Source organism: Nocardia nepalensis, from assembly GCF_048910785.1.
In the GTDB taxonomy this organism is placed as follows: domain Bacteria; phylum Actinomycetota; class Actinomycetes; order Mycobacteriales; family Mycobacteriaceae; genus Nocardia; species Nocardia nepalensis.
This window is the reverse complement of the sequence record NZ_JBKBET010000038.1, coordinates 495,268-520,101: the sequence shown is the minus strand read 5'-3', so window position 1 is coordinate 520,101 and position 24,834 is coordinate 495,268. Positions and strand designations below refer to the sequence as shown.

General features: G+C 66.9%; 18 protein-coding genes. 14 read left to right on the top strand and 4 right to left on the bottom strand.

Translation table 11 applies throughout. From position 1 onward, the window contains the following. Positions 1 to 180: 180 nt before the first annotated feature. Positions 181 to 2,136 (bottom strand): acetate--CoA ligase, encoded by a 1,956-nt coding sequence (gene acs / locus ACHQ4I_RS36980; protein ID WP_420776531.1) that lies wholly within the window; start codon positions 2,134 to 2,136, stop codon positions 181 to 183. A 385-nt stretch (positions 2,137 to 2,521) separates the two neighbouring features. Between acs and ACHQ4I_RS36975 the strand changes: the two genes are divergently transcribed. The 5 genes from ACHQ4I_RS36975 to ACHQ4I_RS36955 all read left to right on the top strand — a co-directional run bounded on the left by ACHQ4I_RS36975 (position 2,522) and on the right by ACHQ4I_RS36955 (position 8,929). Continuing rightward, positions 2,522 to 4,168 (top strand): peptide ABC transporter substrate-binding protein, encoded by a 1,647-nt coding sequence (locus ACHQ4I_RS36975; RefSeq protein ID WP_420776530.1) that lies wholly within the window; start codon positions 2,522 to 2,524, stop codon positions 4,166 to 4,168. 65 nt (positions 4,169 to 4,233) lie between these two features. After that, positions 4,234 to 5,160 carry an ABC transporter permease gene (locus ACHQ4I_RS36970; protein WP_420776529.1) on the top strand — a complete coding sequence of 309 codons (927 nt, stop codon included), beginning with the start codon at positions 4,234 to 4,236 and terminating at the stop codon, positions 5,158 to 5,160. Then, positions 5,153 to 6,106: an ABC transporter permease gene (locus ACHQ4I_RS36965; RefSeq protein WP_420776528.1), complete on the top strand. Its 954-nt coding sequence runs from the start codon at positions 5,153 to 5,155 to the stop codon at positions 6,104 to 6,106. The genes ACHQ4I_RS36970 and ACHQ4I_RS36965 overlap by 8 nt, the downstream gene beginning before the upstream one ends. An 8-nt stretch (positions 6,107 to 6,114) precedes the next feature. Beyond that, on the top strand, positions 6,115 to 7,806 hold the full coding sequence (locus ACHQ4I_RS36960; protein ID WP_420776527.1) for a dipeptide ABC transporter ATP-binding protein: 1,692 nt from the start codon (positions 6,115 to 6,117) through the stop codon (positions 7,804 to 7,806). A 376-nt stretch (positions 7,807 to 8,182) separates the two neighbouring features. Beyond that, the gene (locus ACHQ4I_RS36955; RefSeq protein WP_420776526.1) at positions 8,183 to 8,929 is read left to right on the top strand and encodes a Fic family protein; all 747 of its coding nucleotides are present in this window, start codon (positions 8,183 to 8,185) and stop codon (positions 8,927 to 8,929) included. A 517-nt stretch (positions 8,930 to 9,446) separates the two neighbouring features. Here ACHQ4I_RS36955 and ACHQ4I_RS36950 read toward each other — a convergent pair. Further along, positions 9,447 to 10,316, bottom strand: a complete 870-nt coding sequence (locus ACHQ4I_RS36950) for an HAD family hydrolase (RefSeq protein ID WP_420776525.1) — start codon at positions 10,314 to 10,316, stop codon at positions 9,447 to 9,449. Between the two features lie 368 nt (positions 10,317 to 10,684). Between ACHQ4I_RS36950 and ssd the strand changes: the two genes are divergently transcribed. From ssd to ACHQ4I_RS36920, 6 genes are all read left to right on the top strand, one after another. Beyond that, positions 10,685 to 11,794: a septum site-determining protein Ssd gene (gene ssd, locus ACHQ4I_RS36945; protein ID WP_420776524.1), complete on the top strand. Its 1,110-nt coding sequence runs from the start codon at positions 10,685 to 10,687 to the stop codon at positions 11,792 to 11,794. 758 nt (positions 11,795 to 12,552) lie between these two features. Continuing rightward, the gene (locus tag ACHQ4I_RS36940) at positions 12,553 to 13,740 is read left to right on the top strand and encodes a TadA family conjugal transfer-associated ATPase (RefSeq protein ID WP_420776523.1); all 1,188 of its coding nucleotides are present in this window, start codon (positions 12,553 to 12,555) and stop codon (positions 13,738 to 13,740) included. A gap of 322 nt (positions 13,741 to 14,062) precedes the next feature. Continuing rightward, complete coding sequence (locus ACHQ4I_RS36935; protein WP_420776522.1) at positions 14,063 to 14,854, top strand: type II secretion system F family protein; 792 nt, start codon at positions 14,063 to 14,065, stop codon at positions 14,852 to 14,854. Positions 14,855 to 14,906: 52 nt separating this feature from the next. After that, positions 14,907 to 15,524: a type II secretion system F family protein gene (locus tag ACHQ4I_RS36930; protein WP_420776521.1), complete on the top strand. Its 618-nt coding sequence runs from the start codon at positions 14,907 to 14,909 to the stop codon at positions 15,522 to 15,524. A 396-nt stretch (positions 15,525 to 15,920) separates the two neighbouring features. After that, positions 15,921 to 16,100 (top strand): DUF4244 domain-containing protein, encoded by a 180-nt coding sequence (locus ACHQ4I_RS36925; protein WP_420776646.1) that lies wholly within the window; start codon positions 15,921 to 15,923, stop codon positions 16,098 to 16,100. A gap of 62 nt (positions 16,101 to 16,162) precedes the next feature. Next, positions 16,163 to 16,477: a TadE family type IV pilus minor pilin gene (locus tag ACHQ4I_RS36920; protein ID WP_420776520.1), complete on the top strand. Its 315-nt coding sequence runs from the start codon at positions 16,163 to 16,165 to the stop codon at positions 16,475 to 16,477. Between the two features lie 476 nt (positions 16,478 to 16,953). On the opposite strand, the gene ACHQ4I_RS36915 is transcribed toward ACHQ4I_RS36920, so the two are convergent. Further along, positions 16,954 to 17,577 carry a hypothetical protein gene (locus ACHQ4I_RS36915; RefSeq protein ID WP_420776519.1) on the bottom strand — a complete coding sequence of 208 codons (624 nt, stop codon included), beginning with the start codon at positions 17,575 to 17,577 and terminating at the stop codon, positions 16,954 to 16,956. 222 nt (positions 17,578 to 17,799) lie between these two features. Here ACHQ4I_RS36915 and ACHQ4I_RS36910 point away from each other — a divergent pair, with 222 nt between their 5' ends. Further along, positions 17,800 to 18,222, top strand: a complete 423-nt coding sequence (locus ACHQ4I_RS36910) for an Rv3654c family TadE-like protein (RefSeq protein WP_420776645.1) — start codon at positions 17,800 to 17,802, stop codon at positions 18,220 to 18,222. 341 nt (positions 18,223 to 18,563) lie between these two features. On the opposite strand, the gene ACHQ4I_RS36905 is transcribed toward ACHQ4I_RS36910, so the two are convergent. After that, entirely contained in the window at positions 18,564 to 20,915 is a 2,352-nt protein-coding gene (locus tag ACHQ4I_RS36905; protein WP_420776644.1) for a DEAD/DEAH box helicase, read from the bottom strand. Positions 20,916 to 21,369: 454 nt separating this feature from the next. Between ACHQ4I_RS36905 and ACHQ4I_RS36900 the strand changes: the two genes are divergently transcribed. Both ACHQ4I_RS36900 and topA read left to right on the top strand, forming a co-directional pair. Then, positions 21,370 to 21,576 carry a cold-shock protein gene (locus tag ACHQ4I_RS36900; protein ID WP_011206895.1) on the top strand — a complete coding sequence of 69 codons (207 nt, stop codon included), beginning with the start codon at positions 21,370 to 21,372 and terminating at the stop codon, positions 21,574 to 21,576. A 357-nt stretch (positions 21,577 to 21,933) separates the two neighbouring features. Next, entirely contained in the window at positions 21,934 to 24,771 is a 2,838-nt protein-coding gene (topA, locus tag ACHQ4I_RS36895; RefSeq protein ID WP_420776643.1) for a type I DNA topoisomerase, read from the top strand. Positions 24,772 to 24,834 lie beyond the last annotated feature (63 nt).

The window sequence follows — 24,834 nt, the reverse complement described above, 5'->3', positions numbered from 1 at the left end:
ACGGGAAACCTTCCGGCAGGGTGGACTGGACCGCGGACGCGCGATCCCGCCGATTCGGCTTTCAGGTACACGACCGCATGCCGACCAGGCTTCCCGGCACACCTTGCGCAATTCTAACGGTTAGGGCCGGTGACGAATTTCGTCACCGGCCCTACGACGTGCCGCTCGGGGTATGCCGAATCAGGCGCGACTGGCCCGAATCGCCTCGAATACGTTCGGATCGACCAGCGTCGAGGTGTCGCCCAACTCGCGTCCCTCCGCGACGTCGCGCAGCAGTCGCCGCATGATCTTGCCGCTGCGGGTCTTGGGCAGCTCCGGCACCACGTGGATCTCGCGCGGCCGCGCGATCGGGCTGATCTCCCGCGACACCTCGGCCTTCAGCTCGTCGACGAGCGCGTCGCCGGTGTCCTTGGCCTCGGCCGTGAGGATCACGAAGGCGACGATGCCCTGCCCGGTGGTGTCGTCGCTGGCGCCGACGACCGCGGCCTCGGCGACCCCGGAGTGCCCGACCAGCGCGGACTCGACCTCGGCGGTGGAGATGCGGTGGCCAGAGACATTCATCACATCGTCGACGCGGCCGAGCACCCACAAATCGCCGTCGGCGTCGAGCTTGGCGCCGTCACCGGCGAAGTACCAGCCCTGTTCGGCGTAGCGCTCCCAGTAGGTGGCCCGGTAGCGCTCCATATCGCCCCAGATGCCGCGCAGCATCGACGGCCACGGCTGATCGAGCACCAGGTAGCCGTTGGCCTCGGTCTCGCCGAGCTGGACCGCCTTGCCCTCCTCGTCGACGACCTTCGCCGAAATGCCGGGCAGCGGTGTCATCGCGGCGCCCGGCTTCGCGGCGGTGACGCCGGGCAGCGGGGAGATCAAGATCGAACCGGTCTCGGTCTGCCACCAGGTGTCCACAATGGGCGCCGTGCTCGCGCCGATCACCTCGCGGTACCAGCGCCAGGCCTCCGGGTTGATGGGCTCGCCGACGCTGCCGAGCAGCCGGATGCTGGACAGATCGTGGGCGGCCGGAATCTCCTTGCCCCACTTCATGAAGGTGCGCACCAGCGTCGGCGCCGTGTAATAGATGGTGACGCCGTATTTTTCGACGATGTTCCAGTGCCGGTGCTCGTCCGGGAAGTTCGGCGTGCCCTCGTAGACGACCTGGGTGGCGCGGTTCGACAGCGGTCCGTAGACGATGTAGGTATGCCCGGTGACCCAGCCGATATCGGCTGTGCACCAATACACGTCCTGTCCGGCCTTGTGGTCGAAGACGTTGTGGTGGGTGTAGGACGCCTGGGTGAGATATCCGCCGCTCGTGTGCAGAATCCCCTTCGGCTTTCCGGTGGTCCCGGAGGTGTAGAGGATGAACAGCGGGTGCTCGGCGTCGAAGGCCTGCGGCTGGTGTTCGGGCGAGGCCTGCGCGACGGTCTCGTGCCACCACAGGTCGCGGCCCTCGGTCCACGGCACCTCGATATCGGTGCGGCGCACCACGAGTACGTGCTCGACACTGTGCGGCACATCGCCGTTGGCATACAGCGCCTCGTCGACGGCCTCCTTCAGCGGGGCGGCCTTACCGCGACGCCACTGGCCGTCGGTGGTGATGATCAACCGGGCGCTGGCATCGTCGACGCGCTGGCGCAGCGCGGTGGGGGAGAAGCCAGCGAATACCACCGAATGCGTCAGCCCCAGTCGGGCGCAGGCCAGCATCGAGACGATCGCCTCGGGAACCATCGGCATATAGATGGCGACCCGATCGCCCGCCTCGAGCCCGAGTTCGGTCAGGTAGTTGGCGGCACGGGAGACCTCGGCAAGCAGTTCGGCGTAGGTGAGGTCGCGGGAGTCGCCCGGTTCGCCCTCCCAGTGGATGGCGACCTGGTCGCCGTGCCCGTCGAGCACGTGGCGGTCCACGCAGTTGTAGGCGACATTGAGTTTGCCGTCGACGAACCACTTCGCGACGGGCGCATCGGTCCAGTCGAGCACCTGCGTCCACGGCTGATCCCAGTGCAGCCGCTCGGCCTGTTCGGCCCAGAACGCGTCGCGATCCGCCGCGGCCCGGTGATACAGCGACGCGTCGGCATTCGCCGCCGCGGCGAACTCCGCGGTCGGCGGATACGAGTCCCGGTGGTCTGCGGTGGTTTCGGTCATCTCGTCTCTTCCTTCACGTAACCCGTGGTGCTGGCAGTCGCAGTCGAATTCGACAGTAACCAACTGTGACCGACACCGCGTCCGGTGTGTCCACCGGATTTCCATCCCGTCACCACGGCGGGTATCCTGCGCGATCCGCTGACAAACCGGGCTCCCGGTCGCTATCGTGGTTGATCAAGCAGCTCCGGACACCGGAAGCCCCAACGGAGGCATAGTTCCGGCGGATGACTGTTTTCTCATGAATCTTTAACGTGTTTCGGTGACGTTGCCGGATTGGTAACAAGTGGAACGAACCTTGGTCAATCCGGTGACAAGGCTGCGCCGAATAGCTACTGTCCCAGGCATTCCAAGGCGGATCGAGTCGGGGCGCGCTGGGCAGTTACGCATGTGCGTCACGGATCCCCTTCGCCTGTCTCGAAATCGGGAGAACGCGTTGAGATTCAACAGAGCTACAGCGTTGACCGCGGCAGTCGTACTGGCCACAAGCCTGGGACTGTCCGCATGTTCGTCGAGCGATAGTGCCGATGCCGGCATCGTCACGACGAACGGTGGTGAACCGCAGAATCCGTTGGTACCAACCAATACCAACGAAAATATGGGCGGCCGCGTCGTGGACCGGCTGTTCGCGGGTCTGAAGTACTACGACGGCAAGGGCGTCGCGCACGACGAGATGGCCGAGTCGATCAAGACGACCGACCGCAAGACCTACACGATCACCATCAAGCCGGACTGGAAGTTCACCGATGGCACCACGGTGAAGGCGAAGTCGTTCGTCGACGCCTGGAACTACGGCGCCCTCGGCACCAACGCCCAGTTGCAGAGCTACGCGTTCACCCCGATCGTCGGATTCGACGACGTGTCGGCGAAAGTCCCTACTGCGCAGACGATGTCGGGTCTGAAGGTGGTCGACGACCGGACCTTCACCGTCGAGCTGAAGTCGCCGTCCATCGACTTCGAGACCGAACTCGGCTATGCGCCGTTCTATCCGCTGCCCGATGCCGCGTTCAAGGATATGAAGGCCTTCGGTGAGAACCCGATCGGCAACGGCCCCTACAAGTTCCAGAACTGGGAGCACAACGTCAAGATCGACCTGGTGCCGAACCCGGACTACAAGGGCGGACGCCCGCCCAAGAACAAGGGTCTGCGCTTCGTCATGTACCAGTCGTTCGACACCGCCTACTCGGATCTGCAGGCGGGCAATCTCGATACCCTGGACACGATTCCGGACAGCGCGCTGACCTCCTACAAGAAGGACCTCGGCGATCGCGCGATCCTCGAGCCGTCCGCGCAGAACCAGCACATCGGCGTCCAGGCCACGGTCCCGCACTTCAGCGGTGAGGAAGGTCTGCTGCGTCGCCGGGCCATCTCGATGGCGATCAACCGGCAGCAGATCTGCGACACCATCTTCAACGGCACCAAGATCCCGGCGCGCGACTTCACATCGAGCACCCTGCCCGGATTCAATGCAAACCTGCCCGGCTCGGAGGTGTTGAAGTACAACCCCGAAGAGGCCAAGAAGATTTGGGCGCAGGCCGATGCCCTCTCGCCGTGGTCGGGTCGCTACGAGATCGCCTACAACTCCGACGGCGGCCACCAGGCCTGGGTCGAGGCCGTGGCCAACAGCATCAAGAACACCCTTGGCATCGATGCCGTCGGCACGCCGTATCCGACCTTCAAGAACATCCGAGATCTGGTGAACCAGAAGACGATCGGCAAGGCGTTCCGCTACGGCTGGCAGGGCGACTACCCGACCATGCTGCAGTTCCTCACCTCGCAGTACTACAGCTACTCCGAGACCAATAACGTCGACTACAAGAGCCCCGAATTCGACCACCTGCTCGACGCCGCGCTCGCCGCGCCGACGCTGGAGGAGTCGTACAAGATCGTGGCGCAGGCACAGGCGTTGCTGATCAAGGATATGGCCGATATCCCGGTAATCGATTACCTTGCCGCAGCGGGTCGTTCGGACAAGGTGAAGAAGGCCGACCTGGCCTGGAATGGTCTGTTCGACTTCGAGAATATCGAGAAGTAGCCGCTCGGCGCGACCGTGCCGTCATGACCTGACGGCACGGTCGCTCCGCTCACCCAGGAGACGAAATGGCCTGGTATGTCTTGCGGCGTCTGCTCCAAATGATCCCCGTCTTCCTCGGGGCGACGCTGCTCATCTATGCACTGGTCTTCCTAGTTCCGGGCGATCCGATCCACGCGCTGGCCGGCGACAAGCCGATGACGCCCGCCGTGGAAGCCCAGCTGCGTGCGCGCTATCACCTGGATCGCCCGTTCTTCGTGCAGTATCTGCTGTATCTGAAGGGCATCTTCACGCTCGACTTCGGGACGGCCTTCTCCGGCCGCCCGGTACGCGACGAGCTCGCACGGGCGTTCCCGATCACCATCAGACTGGCGTTCATGGCGGTGCTCATCGAAGGCGTCTTCGGCGTCATATTCGGTCTGATCGCGGGGCTGCGCAAGGGCAAACTGTTCGATTCGACGCTGCTGGTGGTCAGCCTGATCATCATCGCGGTGCCGATCTTCGTGATCGGCTTCCTCGCCCAGTTCGTGCTCGGCGTGAAATGGGGCATCGCGCCGGTGACCGTCACCGGCAAGGCGAGCATCCGTGAGCTGCTCGTGCCGGCCTTCGTGCTCGGGTCGTTGTCGTTCGCCTACGTGCTGCGGCTGACCCGGAACTCGGTGGCGGAGAACATGTCCGCCGATTACGTGCGCACCGCGACCGCGAAGGGGCTGAGTCGGCCCAGGGTGGTCACCGTGCACATTCTGCGCAATTCGATGATCCCGGTGGTCACCTTCCTCGGCGCCGATCTCGGCGCGTTGATCGGCGGCGCGGTCGTCACCGAGGGCATCTTCAACATTCCGGGCGTCGGCGGAACGCTCTACCAGGCGATCACCCGCGGTGAACCACCAACGGTGGTCTCGTTCGTGACCGTGCTGATCGTGATCTTCCTGATCTCGAATCTGATCATCGACCTGCTCTACGCCGCCCTCGACCCGAGGATCCGATATGCCTGACCTCGACAAGAAAGCCCCGGACAGGCAACCGCACTTCGTCGCTCCGCCCGACGAAGTGGAGGTGCTCGCCACCGACCAGGTCGTCGATACCGGTTCGCCGACCAGCATCTGGCAGGACGCGTGGCGCCAACTGCGCCGCAATCCGATCTTCATCATCGCCGCGGTGCTGATCATCTTCATCGCCATCGTGGTGCTCTGGCCCGGCCTGTTCTCGGATCAGGATCCGCGTTACTGCAATGGCGATTTCAGCATGGATCCGCGCGGGCCGGGGCATCCCTTCGGTTTCGATAAGCAGGGCTGCGACGTATACACCCGAACCGTTTACGGCGCACGGGCCTCCGTGATGGCCGGTTTGGGGGCGACGACGGTATTCCTGGTGGTCGGCGGCACGCTCGGTGCCCTCGCGGGCTTCTACGGCGGGCTGCTCGATTCGGTCGTCTCCCGCATCGCGGAGATCTTCTACGCGATTCCGCTGATGCTGGCCGCGATCGTCATCATGCAGCTGCTCGACTCACGCACGATCTGGACCGTCATCCTGATCCTGGCGGCATTCACCTGGCCACAGGCGGCGCGCATCGCGCGCAGTGCGGTGATCGAGGCGAAGAACAGCGAATATGTCACGGCGGCAAAGGCACTGGGCGTAAGCCGAATACGGACACTGCTGCGCCATGTGCTGCCGAATGCGGCCGGGCCGCTGATCGTGGTCACCACGATCTGGCTCGGCGCGTTCATCGTCACCGAGGCGACGTTGTCCTACCTGGGCGTCGGTTTGCCGCGCACGATCGTGTCCTGGGGCTCCGATATCAATACCAACCAGCACGAGCTGCGCGGCGGATCGCCGATTTTGTTCTATCCCGCAACGGCTTTGGCGCTCACCGTGCTGAGCTTCATCCTGCTCGGCGACGCGCTGCGGGACGCACTCGATCCGAAGGCGAGGAAGAGGTGACCGCGACGATGTCCGATAGACCATTGCTCGAGATCGAGGATCTCAACGTCAGCTTCTCCTCCGAGGGCAAGAAGATTCCGGCGGTGCGCGACGTCAGTCTGTCGGTGTATCCGGGGCAGACCGTCGCGATCGTCGGGGAGTCCGGATCCGGGAAATCCACCACCGCGCACAGCATTATCGATCTGCTGCCGGGCACCGGGAAGGTCACCTCCGGCTCCATCGTGTTCGACGGCAAGGATCTGGTGAAGGCGTCGAAGCGCGATGTCGTCGCGGTTCGCGGCAGCGGCATCGGGTTGGTCCCGCAGGATCCGATGTCGAATCTGAATCCGGTGTGGAAGATCGGGTTCCAGATCCGGGAGACCTTGGAGGCCAATGGCATTGCCAAGGGCAAGGCGGCCAAGCAGCGCGCCATCGAACTGCTCGAGGAAGCCGGCATGTCGGATGCGGCGCGCCGGGTCAACCAGTATCCGCACGAATTCTCCGGCGGTATGCGCCAGCGCGCGCTCATCGCCATAGGGCTGGCCTGCCGCCCCAAACTGCTGATCGCCGACGAGCCGACCTCGGCCCTCGACGTCACGGTGCAGCGGCAGATCCTGGACCATCTCGACGGACTCACCAGCGAACTCGGCACCGCGGTACTGCTCATCACCCACGACCTCGGCCTGGCCGCGGAGCGGGCCGAGCATCTCGTGGTGATGTATCGCGGCAAGGTGGTGGAATCCGGTCCGGCACTGCGGATTCTGCGCGAACCGCAGCATCTGTACACCAAGAAGCTGGTGAATTCGGCGCCCTCGCTCGCCTCGCAGCGGCTCTCGTCGGTGCGCGAGCGCATCGAGGTGCGTAAGCAGGCCGTGCAGGTCGCCGAGGAGGTCGCGGCGGCCGACAATGAGCTGGCGGTGGTCCCCGATGACGTGGTGGTCGCGCGGAATCTGACCAAGGCGTTCAAGATTCGCGGCAGCACGCCGTGGCGGTCGACGGATTTCATCGCGGTCGACGATGTGTCGTTCCGGCTGAAGCGCGGTACGACCACGGCGATCGTCGGTGAGTCCGGTTCGGGCAAGTCCACGGTGGCGCAGATGGTGCTCGGTCTGCTCGAACCGACATCGGGTTCGGTGACCTTCGACGGCAGGGCAGTGGCGAAGCTGGATCGCAAGGGCGCATTCGCGTTTCGGCGGCGAGTGCAGCCGATCTTCCAGGATCCCTACGGTTCGCTGGATCCGATGTACTCGATCTACCGCACCATCGAGGAGCCGCTGCGCACGCACAAGATCGGCACCGCCAAGGAGCGCGAGGCGACGGTGCGCGACCTGCTGGACAAGGTGTCGTTGCCGTCCTCGGTGATGCGCCGCTACCCCAATGAACTCTCCGGCGGTCAGCGCCAGCGCGTCGCGGTGGCCCGTGCGCTCGCGCTCTCGCCGGAGGTCGTGGTCTGCGATGAGGCGGTCTCCGCCCTCGACGTGCTCGTCCAGGCCCAGATCCTCAAGCTGCTCAACGACTTACAGGCCGAACTCGGTCTGTCCTACCTGTTCATCACCCACGACCTGGCCGTCGTCCGGCAAATCGCCGACGATGTCCTCGTCATGCAGACCGGCAGGATCGTCGAAGCGGCCACCACCGACGAGGTCTTCCAAAACCCCCGAGAGGAGTACACCCGCCGCCTGCTCGACGCCATCCCGGGACGGGACCTGTTGGCGGGCTGACCAGGAGGCGATAGATACCTCGCGGACCGGACGATGACGGAGCGAGTCTTACGAGCGAGGAGTTCGCGGCGCGTCTCGCGTCCGCGCGAAGTCGCGGCCATTGACTCAGCCGAGTCGTCGAAGCGCATGCGACGAAGTCGCGAGCCTCGATGGCACCGCTAGCGACTGCTTGCAGGTCGCTCGAAAGGGGCCGCTGGCGGACCTGTATGCAAGTCGCTCGATAGGGGCCGCTTGCGACTGCATGCGGGTCGCTCGAAAGGGGCAGCCGCGAGGCCCACCCGTCGCCCGACCACCACCCCTCATCGAATCGCTCCGCGATGCTGAATATTCGGGGGGCCGCGAACACGCAGCGCCGCGGGCGCTGCAAAATGTCTCAGTGACCGATCCGCTACAGCCCCTCGTCGATCTGCCAGGTGTGCGCGAAGCCGCTGATAAGGCGCGCGACGCGCTCGCCGCCGTGCACCGGCACAAGGCGAACCGGCGGGGCTGGCCCACCACGGCGGCCGAGGCGGCGGTGCGCGCGGCCAGGTCATCCGCCGCGATCGAGGGCGCCAGCACCGAACTGCCCGCCGACGGCCGCGTCGCGGATCCGATCCTGGCCGGATCGTTGCGGGTCGGGCAGGCCCTCGACGGTGACGCGCTGCGGAACCTGGTCGGCACCTGGCAGCGGGCGCCGCTGCAGGCGCTGGCCCGGCTGCACCTTCTGGCCGCGGCCGATCTGGTGACCGACGAGGCGCTGCTCGGGCGCCCGCGTGCGGACGGCGGCGTGGCCGAACGGCTCGACCTGCTGGCGCAGACGGTGCTCGGATCCAAGGCCCCCGCGCCGGTCATCGCGGCGGTCGTGCACGGGGAGCTGCTGGCGTTGCGGCCGTTCGGTACCGCCGACGGCATCGTGGCGCGCGCGGCCTCCCGGCTGGTTGCGGCGTCCAGTGGGCTGGACCCGCACAGCCTCGGCGTGCCCGAAGTTTTCTGGTTGCGGCGGCGTCAGCAGTACTTGGATGCGGCGGCCGGATTCGGCTCGGGAACCGCGGATGCGGTGGGCAGCTGGGTGATCCTGTGCTGTGGCGCCTTCGAGGATGGTGCGCGGGAAGCTACGTCGATCGCCGAGGCGGCATCGGGCTAGCCCTCAGATCGGGTGTCGCACACATCAAAGCGGGCGGCGTTGTCGTTGACGACCTCACCGCCCGCTAGCACGGACTCCGGGTTACCAAGCGTGCTAGGTGGGTTGTGTTCTGCGGCCTCGGCGATAATCCGAACTCCGGCGGTTCATCCCCGCAACCTGTGCGAGGCCCTCGCCGTCGAATGCTCGTATCTCGCAGGCCCACAACGCTTCTGCCCTTGTCGCGGCGCGCTCCGCGTGGGTGCCTGTAGCCCGTGCTGGGAAGGGTGGGTCGGGGAGCTGAACCTTCTCTTCCGGTTCCGCTCAGGCCTTCCGTCCTTCCGTAATTACCTTTTTACACTGTGACTGCGCCCACATCAAGGCTTGCGGAAACATTCAATAATCGGCGTGTCTACCGGCGTTTCGTGGTTAAATCCCTGGTCGCAGCGTTATCTGCGTTATGTCAGCAAACGCCTCCGCAAGCCGTCCGCCGCACCCCCGAACGGCCAGGCCGCGGGGCCCGTGCCGGGGCAGCTAAGGCTCAGCGGCGACGGCGCAGCAGCCGGTAGCTGATCGCCCCGGCGACCACCGCGCTCAACCCGACCGCCGCTGTCGCGGCAAGGGTGGTCGACGACGGGGTCTGGAACCGCGCCCACAGCGAAACCGGGTTGGAGAAGGTGAGAATCGGCCAGCCCTTGGCCACCGCCTCACGACGCAGATTGCGATCCGGATTCACCGCGGTCGGATGCCCCACCGCGCTCAGCATCGGCAAATCGGTCACCGAATCGGAGTAGGCATAGCACCGCGACAGGTCGTAACCCTCACTGGCGGCGAGCTTTTCGATCGCGGTCACCTTACCCGCACCGTAGCAATAGAATTCGACCTCGCCGGTGTAGCGCCCGTCCTCGACCACCATTCGGGTGGCGGCGGTATGCGAGGCGCCGAGCACCTCGGCGATCGGGCCGACGATCTCCTCGCCCGAAGCCGAAACGATCACCACGTCATGGCCGCGAATCTTGTGGTCGGCAATGAGATCGGCCGCCTCGGCGTAGATCAGCGGGTCGACGAGCTCGTGAAGTGTTTCGGCCACAATGGATTTCACCTGTTCGACGTCCCAGCCGGCGACCATATTCGTCAGATTGGCGCGCATCCGCTCCATCTGATCGTGGTCGGCGCCCGACAGCATGAACAGGAAGTGGGCATAGCTGCTCTCCAGCACATCGCGCCGGTTGAGCAGTCCCTGTGCGTAGAAGGGCTTACTGAACACGTACGTGCTCGACTTCGCGATCACCGTCTTGTCGAGATCGAAGAAGGCGGCGACACGCTCGCCCGCGGCGGCGGGTCGCTTCGGTGCCGTCGCATCCCGTGCTGTCTGGTCCGCGAGCTCTGTCTGGTCGCCGTCGGCCGTCACCCGTTCAGAATATGCATGCGCCGCCGACCGTGCCGGACGGGCCGGGCGCGGAGTTCGTCCGGCGGGTTTGCCCCGCAGACGCCGGGCCGGTGGTGGCCATAAAGTTCTCCGACGACAGACTTGCGTTGTGGCCCGGGCTTGGGTGTAGTATTGCTGGCACCTGGACATAGTCCAGGCGCGTTCAGCCCGACCCCCCGGGGCTGAACCCGACGGCCCCAGCCTCCTCCCCCCCCGGCTGGGGCCGTCCTCTATTTCGGGGAAGGTTCCCCCCGGTTTCGGCTCTCCGGATTTATCCACACCCCCCGAGTTATCCACATTCGGCATATTGCATCTTCTGCTCCTGCCCGTCTTCGAGCACGCTGACCTGCATGAATCTCGAAGCTGCCGCGACACCCACGCCGCCGCCCGCGCTCGTGCTCATCCAGGACATTCGGCTGCGTGACGAGGTGCGCCGGGTCGCGGCGGCCGCGGAGCGTGCCCTCGACGAGCGCGGCCTGCCCGTCGGCCGACATGCCTGGGCGTCGGCGCCGCTGGTGATTCTCGACACAAACGCGGCCAAGAGCTGCGCCGAGGCCGGATATCTCCGGCGTATCGGCACCGTGCTGGTGACCGACGGGGAACCGGGATTGACCGATTGGCAGGCCGCGGCGGCCGTCGGAGCAGAGCGCGTCATAGCGCTACCCGGCGCCGCGGTGGGGCTTATCGAGAAGTTTGCTGAGCACGGTGAATACCGCATGGGCGACGGTGTGGTCGTCGCGATCGCGGCCGCGAGCGGCGGTGCCGGCGCGTCGACCTTGGCCGCCGCGACCGGGCTGCGATCCGCCGCCGAGCGCTTCCGGCGCGACACCATCCTCGTCGATGCCGCACCCCTCGGCGGCGGCCTCGACCTGCTGCTCGGCATCGAAACCGGGTCGGGACTGCGCTGGCCGGATCTGGTGATCGAGGACGGTCGGGTCTCCGCTGCGGCGCTGCACAGCGCACTGCCCGCAGCGGCGCCGGGACTGGCGGTACTGTCCTGCGGCCGCGGTGGTGCCGGACGCTTGCCCGCCGAAATTGGTCCCGCCGCGATCCGCGCTGTCATCGAAGCAGGCCGTGCCGCAGGCGATTTGGTGATATGCGACATATCCGGCGAACGCGGACCGCACGCCGACCAGATACTCGACGCGGCCGACCTCGTCGTCTTGGTCGTTCCCGCCCGCCTGCGCGCCGTCGCCGCCGCCGAATCGGTCGCCGCGCACATCGGCCAGCGAAATCCGAACCAGGGCTTGGTAGTTCGTGGGCCGGCTCCCGGCGGGCTACGTGCTGTCGAGGTCGCCGAGGTCCTCGACCTGCCCCTGCTGGCCGCCGTCCGAGCCCAGCCCGGCCTTGCTGCCCGCCTCGAACGCGGTGGCCTGACGCTGCGCCGCGGGCCGCTCCGCGATGCAGCGGACGCGGTATTGGGTGTGCTCAGCGCTCCGATCGGGCAGGGGCTGCGATGAGTGCGTTGGCAATCCGAGGCGCTGCTTCGGGTTCATGCTGGCGGTGCGGCGGTGCGGCGGTGCGGCGGTGCGGCGGTGCGGCGAGGCAGCAGTGCAGCAGTGCGGGCAATGCGGCGGTGCCCGGGACTTCGTGGCGCCGTGACGAGGTGAGGTTGTCAATGAAATCCAAAGTGCCGCAGCGAAATCGAAATGCGACGCGCGATACCGGGGACGTGCTCGGCGCAAGGCGATCTGCGGCGTTGAGTCCGCCGGCGACGCGTCAGGTGCTGGAGCAGTTCCTCGAGGTGGGTTCAGGCGGTGCTACAGGGAGGGGATCGAGGTGAGTGCCCTGGTTTCGTCCGAGCTGTTGGTTCGAGTGTCGGAGCGGCTGTCTGGAGTGTCCTGGGATTCCGGAGTGCCGCAGCGTTATCGGGATGGCGAGTGCGCTGCCTATGCGGTGATCAGCGCCAGGCGATCTGTCGCGTTGAGTGCGGAGGCGACTCGTCAGGTGCTGAGGCAGGTCCTCGAGGTGGGTTCAGGCGCTCCGACAGGGAGGGGATCGAGATGAGTGCGCTGGTTTCGTCCGAGCTGTTGGTTCGAGTGTGGGAGCGGCTGTCTGGAGTGTCCTGGGATTCCGGAGTGCCGCGGCGTTATTGGGATGGCGAGTGCGCTGCCTCGGCGGTGATCAGTGCCGGGCGATCTGCGGCGCCGAGTGCGCGGGCGACGTTCTGGATGCTGGGGCAGGTCCTCGAAGTGGGGTCTTGGGGGCGGTGTTCGAGATGAGTGCGCTGGTGACGTCCGAGCTGTTGGATCGGGTGCGGGAGCGGCTGTCCGGGGCGTCGGGGGATCCGGATCCGGCGCAGGTGGCGGCGGCCATTCGGGCCGAGGCGGGTGGTGTGCTCGGTGATACGGATCTGTTGCGGGCATTGCGGCTGTTGCAGACCGAGATGACCGGGGCCGGCTTGTTGGAGCCGCTGCTGCAGGATCCTCGGGTCGCCGATGTGTTGGTGACCGCGCCGGATGCGGTGTGGATCGATCGGGGCCGTGGGCTGGAGCGGACCTCGGTCGTCTTCCCGGATGAGGCGTCGGTGCGCCGGTTGGCACAGCGGTTGGCGCTGTCGGCCGGGCGGCGGCTCGACGACGCGCAGCCGTGGGTGGATGGCAGGTTGTCCGGAAGGGAAGCGGCGCTGGGCGATTCGTTCGGTGTGCGGCTGCATGCCGTGCTCGCGCCGGTGGCGCACGGCGGCACCTGCCTGTCACTGCGAGTGCTGCGCCCCGCAACGCAGGGACTCGACGCGCTGGCCGCCGCAGGCGCGGTACCCGCCGACGCGAAACTACTGCTGGAGCGAATCATTCGGGCCAGACTGGCCTTCCTGGTGGTCGGTGGGACCGGCGCGGGCAAGACCACACTCCTTTCCGGACTGCTGGCCAAGGTCGCCGCCGACGAACGCATCATCTGCGTCGAGGACGCGGCCGAACTGGCACCGCCACATCCCCACGTCGTGCGCCTGGTCGCGCGCACCGCGAACGTAGAAGGCGTCGGAGCGGTAACGGTCCGCGACCTGGTCCGCCAGGCACTGCGGATGCGCCCAGACCGAATCGTCGTCGGCGAAGTTCGCGGCGCGGAGGTAGTAGACCTACTGACCGCGCTGAACACCGGACACGATGGCGGCGCTGGCACCGTGCACGCGAACTCGCCCCGCGAAGTACCGGCGCGCCTGGAAGCCCTTGCGGCACTGGGCGGTATGGACCGAGCCGCCCTGCACAGTCAACTCGCCGCAGCCGTCCAAGTGGTACTCCACGTCCACCGCCGAGCCGACGGCTCCCGCGGCCTCCGCGAAATCGGCGTCGTACAACGCAACCCACAAGGCCGCGTCCACATAACCGCCGCCTGGCGCGCAGACCAAGCCCCCACCCCCGCCACCCCCGAACTAACCCGCCTCCTCGACGAACGGCTCGACCGATGACTGCGGTATCGGAGCGCACCGCACTCGCGGGTCCTGCGGCACGGGTGCGGAACTGGTTCGCCGCTCGTTCGATGATCACAGAACTCGTGCGCTCGGTGGAAGCAGTTCCCGTTGCATCAAATCGCGATCTCTCCGCGGCATCGGCGCTCTCAGACCAGAGGGCGCCGGCCCTGCTCGAAGGTCGGTCGGCGACCGCGGCACCGGTGCGTTCACTAGCGCCCCTGACGGCCCCGGACTCCGGTCGACTTGCGGCATCGGTGGTCTCGACACTCACAGCTCCAATGGCACTGTCGTCACGCCTACTCGACGAACGGCTCGGCGGATGATCGGGGCGCTGATGTGTCTGGCGGGTGCGGTGCTGATCGCACCGGCGCCGAGCTCGCGGCGTCGCTTTACCAGGCTCTTCGTCTCGTCGGGAGAGGTTCGAAAGCTTGGGCGTGGCAGTGTGTTTCGGGGGGCCTTCGGTGTGGCGATGGTGGCGGCGCTTGCCGTGGGCATCGGGCCGCTGGTCGCGACGGTGCTGGTCGGGGGCACGGTCGGCATTCGGGTTCGGCGGGCGAGCCGGGATCGGCGGCGCAGTGTCGAGTGCGCCCACCTGCTCGACGCGCTCGAGGCGGTCATCGGTGAACTGCGGGTCGGTGCGCATCCGAGTGCCGCGGCGGAGGTCGCCGCGCACGAGTCGCGTGGTGAGGCCGCACGTGCGTTCGCGGTCAGCGCGGCCCGCAGCCGGCTCGGCGGGTCCGGTGCGGATGGTCTGCGGCACGTCGATTCGATCGTCGACGCGGAACTCGCCCGGATCGCCGACGCGTGGCAGGTCGCCGAAAACCACGGTCTCGCACTCGCTGAACTACTTTCCGCCGCCCGCACGGACCTACTGGGCCGCATCCGTTTTCGCACCCGCACCACGGCCGCACTGGCCGGTGCTCGTGCCACCGCCGCGGTTCTGGCCGGTCTTCCGCTGCTGGGTATCGGCCTCGGCCAACTGATGGGCGCGGCTCCGCTGCATGTACTGCTGAGCCCGGGCGCCGGAACCGTAGTGCTGCCGCTGGGTGCGGCACTCGCGTGCACCGGTCTGCTGTGGACCGACGCGATCACGCGAAAGGTCCTCCTATGAAACGAATCTAGATGGCGAGACCGGTTGTGCACACATTCGAAGGGGGTCGGGGATGGTTGGAATTGCCAGTGGACCAGTGCTTTTGCTCGCGGGGGCGTTGGTGGTGCTGCCCGGACGGGTCGCGGTGAGTCGACGGCTGCGGGCGCTGCGAGAGATCGTCCCACCGCCAGTTGCCGCGGTATCAGCCCCAGGGAACGGTAACGATCCGCTCGCCGTGGCGTCGATATTCGACCTGCTGGCCGCGTGCCTGCGCGCGGGATTGCCGATTGCGGCGGCGGCGCGCGCGGTGGCACCGGGCGCGCCTGCGGCGCTCGGAGCCGCATTACGCCGGGCCGCCGACCTGCTGGCCTTGGGTGCGGACGCGGCGATGGCATGGGACCAGGTGGCACGAGACTGGGCCGACCAGCCGGGCGCCGAGGAGGTCGACTCACTGGCCCGCATGGCACGGCGCTCGGCACGATCGGGCGCCTCACTCGCCGCCGCCGTCGGCGAACTCGCCGAGCAGCGCCGCAGCGGAGTCGAGGACGCGGCCGCCGCCCGAGCCGAACGCGCCGGAGTCCTGATCGGCGGCCCCCTCGGCCTCTGCTTCCTCCCCGCCTTCATCTGCCTCGGCATCATCCCCGTAGTAATCGGCCTCGCAGACCGAGTCCTCGGAGGCGGCCTGCTGTGAAAAATCCAAAACCGGGAAAGACCATGCCAGGCGGTACCGAGGGGAGCAGCCCTGATCCGGGAACCGGCCCGTCACGCTGCGCTGAGTTGGTCTGCGCCGAGCCGGGCACTACCGAGTCAGGTTGCGCCGAGTCAGGCAGTGCCGAGTCGGGTTGCGCTGAGCCGGGTGGTGTTGAGCCGGGCAGTGCCGAGTCGGGCAGTGCCGCAGGCAGTCCCAAGTCAGGTTGCGCCGAGCCGGACTGTGCTGAGTCGGGTTGCGTCGAGTCGGGCTGTGTTGAGCGGGGGAGAGCTTGTCGGCGCGGAGTGGCCGCGTGGGCTGGAGAGAGAGGGGAAAACGGTGGGAATCGGGAAGGTGTGGGAGCTGGTGGTTCAGGGGCTTGGTGCGGTTGGCGTCGAGGTGCGGGCGCGGCTGTTGCGGGCGGTGGTCGCCGAGGATGGGATGAGTACGGCGGAGTATGCGATCGGGACGATTGCGGCGGCGGCGTTCGGGGCGGTGCTCTATGGGGTGGTGACCGGGGACAGCATTGTGAATGCGCTGACGAAGATCATCGACAAGGCGTTGAACACCGCTGTGTAGCTTACTGTGATCGTCGATTAAACTGTTGCGGTACAACGTATCTCGGTGACGATCGGGGTGCGGTGACGGTTGAGGCGGCGATCGCGCTCGCTGCCATCGTGATTGCGGTGGTGCTGTGCGTCGGAGCCTTGCTCGCGGCGTCGACGCAGGTGCGCTGTGTCGACGCCGCTCGCGAAGCGGCCCGGCTGGCTGCCCGCGGTGATCAGGCGAATGCGGAGTCGGCGGCGCGGCGGGTCGCGCCGCCCGCCGCCGACATCTCGCTGCGCAGTGACGGCGATCGGGTGGTCGCGGCGGTCTCCGCCCACTCACCCCTGCTGCCACTACTGGTGCTGCGCGCCGAGGCGGTCGCCACCCGCGAGCCGGGAGCCGAGCCGTGACCGCCCGCGGCCCGGCGGTAGCAGCCGGTGTCCCCGCGGACACGACACACATGACGGATATAGAAGTGCCGCGCCACACAGGCGCGGTGGTAAGGGAGAGCAGTGATCGAGCGGTAGAAGCAGCGTCGTCGGACAACGCGCGATGTCGGCGACCCGACCATCGCCGCCACATTCCCGATGCGCGAACCGAACGTTGGCGTATCGCCATCGCAGATGACCGAATCGACCCTCAGCACAGCGCATTTGCCTCCGAAGGCAAGTACGGGCACGGCTGTGTAGTACGGCGGGCAGAGCCTGACGACCGAGCTGGCCACCGCCACAGCCGCCTTGTCGGTGCGTGGACCACGCATCGGCGCTGCGCCGTCACGAACGGCCGAGTCGGACAAGGGCGCAGTGCGATCGCGACCGAAGGAGGGCATTGCCATGGCGCGATGCGGCGGGCTCGGCGTGGCCACCCGGCTGACCACCACGGCCGCCTAGCTGGTGCGTGGACCGCGCATCAGCGTTGCGTCGTCACCGACGGCCGAGGGGGCCAAGGCTGCGGTGCGGTTGCGACTGGTGGAGGGCGTTGGCTTGGCGCGGTGCGGCGGGCTCGGCCTGATTACCGGGCTGACCACCACAGCCGCCTTGCTGGTGCGTGCACTGCTCGGCGGCGCTGCGTCGTCACCGACGGCCGAGTCGGCCAAGGGCGCAGTGCGGTCGCGACTGGTGGCGTGTGTTGGCGTGGCGCGGTGCGGCGGGCTGGGCCTGCTCACCGCGCTGGTCACCGCCTCGTCGGTGCGTGGACTGCGTACCGACGTTGCGCCGTCGCAGACGACAGGGGCGAACAACGGCGCAGTGCGACGGCAGCCGGTGGCGTGTGTTGGTGGCGTAGCGCGGTGCGGGCGGCTCAGCTTGACGACAGGGCCTACCACCGCCGCAGCCGCCTTGCTGGTGCGTGGACCGCGGATCCGCGTTGGGTCGTCACCGACGGCCGAGTCGGCCAAGGGGGCGGTGCGGTTGCGACTGGTGGAGGGCGTTGGCTTGGCGCGGTGCGGCGGGCTCGGCTGGATCATCGGGCTGACCGCCGCGGCCGCCTTGCTGGTGCGTGGACCGCGCATCCGGGTTGCGTCGTCAGGAATGGCTGGGTCGGCCAAGGATGCAGTGCGATGGCGGCCGGTGGCGTGTGTTGGCGTAGTGCGGTGCGGTGGGCCCAGCCAGACGACCGAGCTGACAACAGTCGCCTTGCTGGTGTGTGGACCGCGCGTCGGCGCTGCGTTGCGACGGATGACCGGGGCGAACAACGGCGCAGTGCGATCGCACCTGGTCGTTGCCGCAGCGCGGTGTGGCAGGGCTGCGGAGCCGGTGAGGGCGGGGTAGCTGCGCCCGAAGGCGGGCATTGCCGCAGAGGGGCCCGGGCGGATGACGGGGTCGCGACGGTGTTCGCGTGTCTGGTGTTGGTGGCGCTGATCGGCCTGACGGTATTGATCGGTCAGGTCGGGGTGGTCGTTGTGGGGCGGCATCGAGTGCAGGCTGCGGCGGATCTGGCGGCTTTGGCGGCGGCGGGGGAACTGGAGCGTGGAGCCGATGCCGGATGTGCGGCGGCGGGAGAGATCGCCTCGCGGATGGGAGTGCGGATTCAGCAGTGCGCGGTGGTGCAGTGGGATGCGACTGTCACTGTTGAACGGAATGTACCAATAGGTCTGTTCGGAAAGCGGACTGTTCGCGCGGTCGCCCGCGCGGGACCGGTCGAAGTTGGAGTATGAGCGGTACGTAGAGATGTCCGATAGTGGTTCGTCACATCTACGGAATTCGGTAATTGGGATGATCGAATAATTTCGGTATGGCATCAATTTGCTGGGTAACCGCAGAAGGCAATCTATGAATCCACATTTCAGTGGTAATGCCCGTGGCAATACCTCAGTTAACATGAATACATTCCTCTTTAATCGGTGGACCGACACGCCCGGGGCAGCCGGGCGCGGTACGCCGATCCGTCCCTATCGCCCCTGGTGATCACCTGGCCAGGTGGACGAGTGATCACGTTCGGGGGTCGGCGCTGTCACGAATCGAGCGCGCGACCTCCACCGGTCGAACAGTCACCCGCTCAGGCCGCCAATTCGCCCAGAATCGCGGCCAGCAGGCGGGCGGCCCCCGCCTTGTCCAGCGGATGGTTGCCGTTACCGCACTTGGGCGACTGCACGCAGGACGGGCAGCCCACCGCGCAGGTGCAGCTCTCGATCACCGCGAGCGTCGCCGACAACCAGCGCCGCAGCTGCGCGAATCCACGTTCGGCGAAGCCCGCGCCGCCCGGCTGCCCGTCGTAGACGAAAACCGTGGGCAGCCCGGTATCCGGATGTTCCGCGGTGGACACACCGCCGATATCCCACCGATCACACGTCGCGACCAGCGGCAATAGGCCGATCGCGGCATGTTCGGCGGCGTGCAGCGCACCGGGCACCCGCGGCGTATCCAGGCCTGCCGCGGCCAGTAGCTCCGGCGTCACGGTGTACAGCACCGCCCGGGTGGGCAGTGTCTGCTCGGGCAGATCCAGCTCCACCAGGTCCAACACCTCGCCCGTGCGCAGCGTCCGCAGGTAACCGATCACCTGGCTGGTCACCCTGACCTGCGCCAATGCGGTGGTCACGTGGCCGTGGCGGCGCTGTTCGGTCACCTTGTCGACGGTGATGGAGGTGACCTGCCTGGCGCTGGTGGTCCACCCGGGATCGTCGCCGTGCACGAAGGCGACCCCGCCCTCGAAATCCAGCTCATCGACCACGTAGACATCGCCTTGATGCAGGTGAACCGCACCTTCGTGCAGTGTCGCCCGTGCGCGCCCAGCATCGGCGGTACCGAGCAGCCTGCCGGTCTCACCATCCACGATCGCGATGGGTGTGCCGATCCCGCCGCGCACATCGACGGCGTCGTGCGGCTGCGCCTCCGCCGTCGCGAACCAACGCGCACTGCCGTCCCGCACGGCGCCCGTACGTCGTCGAATCAGCCCCTGACCTGCGAGGTCAGTAAGTACCTCGCGTGCGCCGAGCGCGTCGACCTCATCATCGGTGAGCGGCAGTTCCAGTGCCGCGCACAGCAACTGCGGACCCAATACATAGGGATTGTGCGGATCGGTGATGGTGGCCTCGACGGGCTTTTCCAGCAGTGCCTCCGGGTGATGGACCAGGAAGGTATCCAGCGGATCGTCCCTGGCCACCAGAAGCACCAGCGACCCCTGCGTGCGCCGCCCCGCACGCCCGGCCTGCTGCCAGAACGAGGCGACTGTGCCGGGAAACCCCGAGATGACGACGGCATCCAGCCCCGCGATATCGACCCCGAGTTCCAATGCGTTGGTCGTCGCCGCCCCGAGCAGCGACCCATCCGAAAGTGCGGCCTCCAGCTCGCGCCGATCCTCGGCGAGATAGCCCGCCCGATAGGCCGCGACGCGCTCGCTCAGCGCCGGATCCACGTCGGCGAGCAGCCTGCGGGCCTCGATAGCGGTCAATTCCGCGGACCGCCGTGACCTGACGAACGCCAGCGTGCGCGCACCCTCGGCCACCAGATCGGCCATGATCCTGGCCGCTTCCGAGGTCGCCGATCGGCGCACCGGCGCACCGTTTTCGCCGGTCAGCGTGGTCAACAGCGGTGGCTCCCACAGTGCGATGGTGCGTGCGCCTCGAGGCGATCCGTCCTCGGTGACCGCGACACAGGGCGCGCCGATCAGCCGGGACGCCGCGGCCGCGGGCTCGGCCGTGGTCGCCGAGCACAGTATGAAAACGGGGTCCGCGCCGTAATGGGCCGCGATGCGCCGCAGCCTGCGCAGTACCAGCGCCACATGTGAGCCGAATACACCGCGGTAGGCGTGGCATTCGTCCACCACTACATAACGCAGCCTGCGCAGCGCCCTGGCCCAGCGCTGATGTGAGCGCAGCATGCCGACGTGCAGCATGTCCGGATTGGTGAGGATCATCCGGGCATTCGCCCGCACCCATTGCCTGACCTCGGCCTGCGTATCGCCGTCGTAGGTGGCCGGATGGACGTCGCGCAATGGTCCCTCATGGGTCAATTCGGCGATTGCCCGCAGCTGGTCGGCGCCCAATGCCTTGGTGGGTGCCAGATAAAGGGCCGTGGCGAGCGGATCTTCCCGCAGCGCGGTGAGCACGGGCAGCTGGTAGCCGAGCGATTTCCCGGATGCTGTTCCGGTGCTGACGACGACGTGCCGACCGCTCGCGGCGAGGTCGGCGGTCCTGCTCTGGTGTGTCCACGGCGCCTCGACTCCGGTGCCGCGCAGCGCGGCGACCACATCGGGTGCGGCCCAATCGGGCCAGGTAGTGGTGGCCGCCGGGCGCGCGGGGAGTTCGACGACATGGGTGAGGCGAGGGTCGTCGTCGGGGACGCCATTCAGGACACGATTCAGCAACGATCCCCCGTAACTCGGGCCGTTGCTGGGGCGTGGCCCGGCCATCGGCTCGGTCGGATTCACGGCGCGGACTCCGCGACACGCGCAGAAAGTGTGAAACGTGTGCGCTTGGGAAGCCCCACCTGCCATTTCGATACCAAATAGCGACCTGGGTCACAGGCCGTTTGCCAGATGCTGGCTCGGTTATCGGAAGGCAAACGAACCTCAAGTCTGGATTCCAGCATTGTGTCCCTCACCTGCGCATTCGCAAGATCAACTTTTTTGCAAATTGTCGGTAACTCGACTGTTGAATTGCGCGAAGACATGGTTCACTGGTTCCTGGTCGCAAGCTTCTGTGTTCGAGGGACGGATCTAAAGTCCAAACCGTCAGCAGGATCGATGTTGCGAACGGTGTGCTTGGTGCTTTCCTGCAGGGGGAACCAACAGTACAGCGGTCGGAACGGACCCGGTGGGCGAACCTACTTGTCCGCCGTTCCGGTAAGAAAAGAGAAGGAACAGAATGGCACAGGGAACTGTGAAGTGGTTCAACGCGGAGAAGGGGTTCGGCTTCATCGCGCCCGAGGACGGCTCCGCTGACGTCTTCGTCCACTACTCCGAGATCCAAGGGTCGGGCTTCCGCACCCTCGAGGAGAACCAGAAGGTCGAGTTCGAGGTTGGTCAGGGCACAAAGGGCCCGCAGGCCACCGGAGTTCGCGCGCTCAGCTGAGCGACGCAACGATTCGCTCGTCCCTCACCGCCGGTAACGGAGGTGAGGGACGAGCTATATCTGGGGTAAGACACAAAACCGACTGGTTACCTGCTGCGCGGCCCGCCTTGTGATAGGCACTGCATACTGATCGGCAGCGACGCAGGTACGCTCTGTGGTTCGAGTCGCAAGCGCTCGGCCACACGTCGCGTCAAGGTATAAACGTGTCTGGTGGCAACGTCCTCCCCGTCGCCGCCGCTTGCCCCAGCCGCGCACAGCGCGAAACAGCGCAGCGCGGGTCGATTAGGAAAGGTGTATTCGCCGGTGGCAACACGAGACCGCGGTGCAGCCGACCAGGGCCGTCCCCTGCGTCGTCTCGTGATCGTCGAGTCCCCGACCAAGGCCCGCAAAATCGCGCCCTACCTCGGCCGCAACTACACGGTCGAGGCCTCGGTCGGTCATATCCGGGACCTGCCGCGCGGTGCGGCGGACGTTCCGGCCAAGTACAAGGGGCAGTCCTGGGCGCGCCTCGGCGTCGACGTCGACAACGACTTCGAGCCCATCTATGTGGTGAGTCCGGATAAGAAGTCCAAGGTCTCCGAGCTCAAGAGCCTGTTGCAGGACGCCGACGAGCTCTACCTCGCCACCGACCCCGACCGTGAGGGCGAGGCCATCGCCTGGCATCTGCTGGAGACGCTGAAGCCCAAGGTGCCGGTGCGGCGGATGGTGTTCCACGAGATCACCGAGCCCGCCATCCTCGCCGCCGCGGCCGATACCCGCGATCTGGACAACGATCTGGTCGACGCGCAGGAGACCCGGCGCATCCTGGACCGGTTGTACGGCTACGAGGTCAGTCCCGTGCTGTGGAAAAAGGTCATGCCGCGGCTGTCGGCGGGCCGGGTGCAGTCGGTCGCGACCAGGGTGATCGTGCAGCGCGAGCGCGAGCGGATGGCATTCCGCTCGGCCGAGTACTGGGATATCGCGGCGAAGCTGGACGCGGGCGGGGAGAACGGCGACGCCACCAACCCGCGGACCTTCGGTGCGCGTCTGGTCACCATCGATGGCACCAGGGTCGCCACCGGACGGGACTTCGGTCCGGACGGTCAGCTCAAGGGCAATGGTGTCGTCGTGCTCGACGAGCCCTATGCCCGCCGGCTCGCCGAGGCACTGGAGGGCGCCGATCTGGTGGTCTCCTCCGCGGAGGCCAAGCCGTACACGCGCAAGCCGTACGCGCCGTTCATGACCTCGACGCTGCAGCAGGAGGCGGGCCGCAAGCTGCGGTTCAACGCCGAGCGCACGATGCGGGTCGCCCAGCGGCTGTACGAGAACGGCTACATCACCTATATGCGTACCGACTCGACCACGCTGTCGGAGTCGGCGATCGCCGCGGCCAGATCGCAGGCGACCCAGTTGTACGGCGCGGAGTATGTGCATCCGACGCCGCGTCAGTACACCCGCAAGGTGAAGAACGCCCAGGAGGCGCACGAGGCGATCCGGCCGGCGGGCGATACCTTCGCGACCCCGGGTCAACTGCACGCGCGGCTGGACAATGACGAGTTCCGGCTCTACGAGCTGATCTGGCAGCGCACCGTCGCCTCGCAGATGGCCGATGCCAGGGGCACCACGCTGACCCTGCGGATCACCGGCGTCGCGGGTACCGGTGAGGAATGCGTCTTCTCGGCCTCCGGTCGGACCATCACCTTCCCCGGCTTCCTGAAGGCCTATGTCGAGAGTGTGGACGAGGAGGCGGGCGGTCAGTCCGATGACGCCGAATCCCGGCTGCCCGCACTCGAGGAGGGTGAGCGCGTCACCGCGGTGGAGCTGAATCCCGATGGGCACAGCACGAATCCGCCCGCTCGGTACACCGAAGCCTCGCTGATCAAGACGCTCGAAGATCTCGGCATCGGTCGGCCATCGACGTATTCGTCGATCATCAAGACGATTCTCGACCGCGGATATGTGTACAAGCGCGGCAGTGCGCTGGTGCCGTCGTGGGTCGCGTTCGCCGTGGTCGGTCTGCTGGAGGCCTACTTCGGCCGCCTGGTCGACTTCGACTTCACCGCGGCGATGGAGGACGACCTCGATGCCATCGCAGGCGGGCGCGAGCAACGCGGAAATTGGTTGTCCAGCTTCTATTTCGGTGGCGACCACGGTGTCGAGGGTTCGGTCGCGCGCTCCGGCGGTCTGAAGAAGATGGTCGGCGAGCGGCTCGACGATATCGATGCCCGCGAGGTCAATTCGATCAAGCTGTTCGTCGACGACGCGGGCCGCGATGTCGTGGTCCGGGTCGGCCGGTTCGGGCCGTATCTGGAGCGGATGGTCCCCAATCCCGATGACCCGGAAGGGGATTCGATCTCGCAGCGGGCGAATCTGCCCGACGATCTGCCGCCGGACGAGCTGACCCCCGAGGTTGCCGAGAAGCTTTTCTCGACACCGCAGGAGGGACGCGCGCTGGGCGTCGATCCGGCGACCGGGCACGAAATCGTCGCCAAGGAAGGACGTTTCGGGCCGTACGTCACCGAGATCCTGCCCGAGCCCGCGCCCGAGGAGGCACCGGCGAAGAAGACGGCGAAAAAGGCTGCGGCGCCCAAGCCGCGGACCGGATCGCTGTTCAAAGATATGGATTTGGCGACGATTACGCTCGACGATGCGCTGAAGCTGTTGTCGCTGCCGCGCGTTGTCGGCGCCGATCCGGTCTCCGGTGAGGAGATCACCGCGCAGAACGGGCGCTACGGCCCATATTTGAAGAAGGGCACGGATTCTCGTTCGCTGGCCAACGAGGATCAGATCTTCACCGTGACGCTCGACGAGGCATTGAAGATCTATGCCGAGCCCAAGCGGCGCGGACGGCAGGCGGCCAGCGCCGCGGCGCTGCGCGAGCTCGGCAACGATGCGGCCACCGGCAAGCCGATGGTGATCAGGGACGGACGATTCGGTCCGTACGTCACCGATGGCGAGACCAATGCCAGCCTGCGCAAGGGCGACGAGGTCGAGTCGATCACCGACGAGCGGGCCTCGGAACTGCTCGCCGATCGGCGCGCGCGTGGTCCGGTGAAGAAGGCGGCCAAGAAGACGGCGGCGAAGAAGACGCCCGCCAAGAAGGCCGCGGCGGCGAAGAAAACCGCGGCAAAGGCCACGGCGGCCAAGAAGACCGCGGCAAAGGCCACGGCGGCCAAGAAGACCGCCGCTAAGAAGACGGCCGCGAAGAAGTCCTGACGGCTGCGTGGTCTCGGTCGATCGGCGCGGTCTGCCGTGCCGAACCATCGAGCCCGTGCGCTG

Bases quoted from the DNA above. Each gene is read 5' to 3' on its own strand.
- acs (WP_420776531.1), bottom strand. From the start codon at position 2,136: ATGACCGAAACCACCGCAGACCACCGGGACTCGTATCCGCCGACCGCG.
- ACHQ4I_RS36975 (WP_420776530.1), top strand. From the start codon at position 2,522: ATGTGCGTCACGGATCCCCTTCGCCTGTCTCGAAATCGGGAGAACGCG.
- ACHQ4I_RS36970 (WP_420776529.1), top strand. From the start codon at position 4,234: ATGGCCTGGTATGTCTTGCGGCGTCTGCTCCAAATGATCCCCGTCTTC.
- ACHQ4I_RS36965 (WP_420776528.1), top strand. From the start codon at position 5,153: ATGCCTGACCTCGACAAGAAAGCCCCGGACAGGCAACCGCACTTCGTC.
- ACHQ4I_RS36960 (WP_420776527.1), top strand. From the start codon at position 6,115: ATGTCCGATAGACCATTGCTCGAGATCGAGGATCTCAACGTCAGCTTC.
- ssd (WP_420776524.1), top strand. From the start codon at position 10,685: ATGAATCTCGAAGCTGCCGCGACACCCACGCCGCCGCCCGCGCTCGTG.
- ACHQ4I_RS36940 (WP_420776523.1), top strand. From the start codon at position 12,553: ATGAGTGCGCTGGTGACGTCCGAGCTGTTGGATCGGGTGCGGGAGCGG.
- ACHQ4I_RS36935 (WP_420776522.1), top strand. From the start codon at position 14,063: ATGATCGGGGCGCTGATGTGTCTGGCGGGTGCGGTGCTGATCGCACCG.
- ACHQ4I_RS36930 (WP_420776521.1), top strand. From the start codon at position 14,907: ATGGTTGGAATTGCCAGTGGACCAGTGCTTTTGCTCGCGGGGGCGTTG.
- ACHQ4I_RS36915 (WP_420776519.1), bottom strand. From the start codon at position 17,577: ATGCGCGGTCCACGCACCAGCAAGGCGGCCGCGGCGGTCAGCCCGATG.
- ACHQ4I_RS36905 (WP_420776644.1), bottom strand. From the start codon at position 20,915: ATGGCCGGGCCACGCCCCAGCAACGGCCCGAGTTACGGGGGATCGTTG.
- ACHQ4I_RS36900 (WP_011206895.1), top strand. From the start codon at position 21,370: ATGGCACAGGGAACTGTGAAGTGGTTCAACGCGGAGAAGGGGTTCGGC.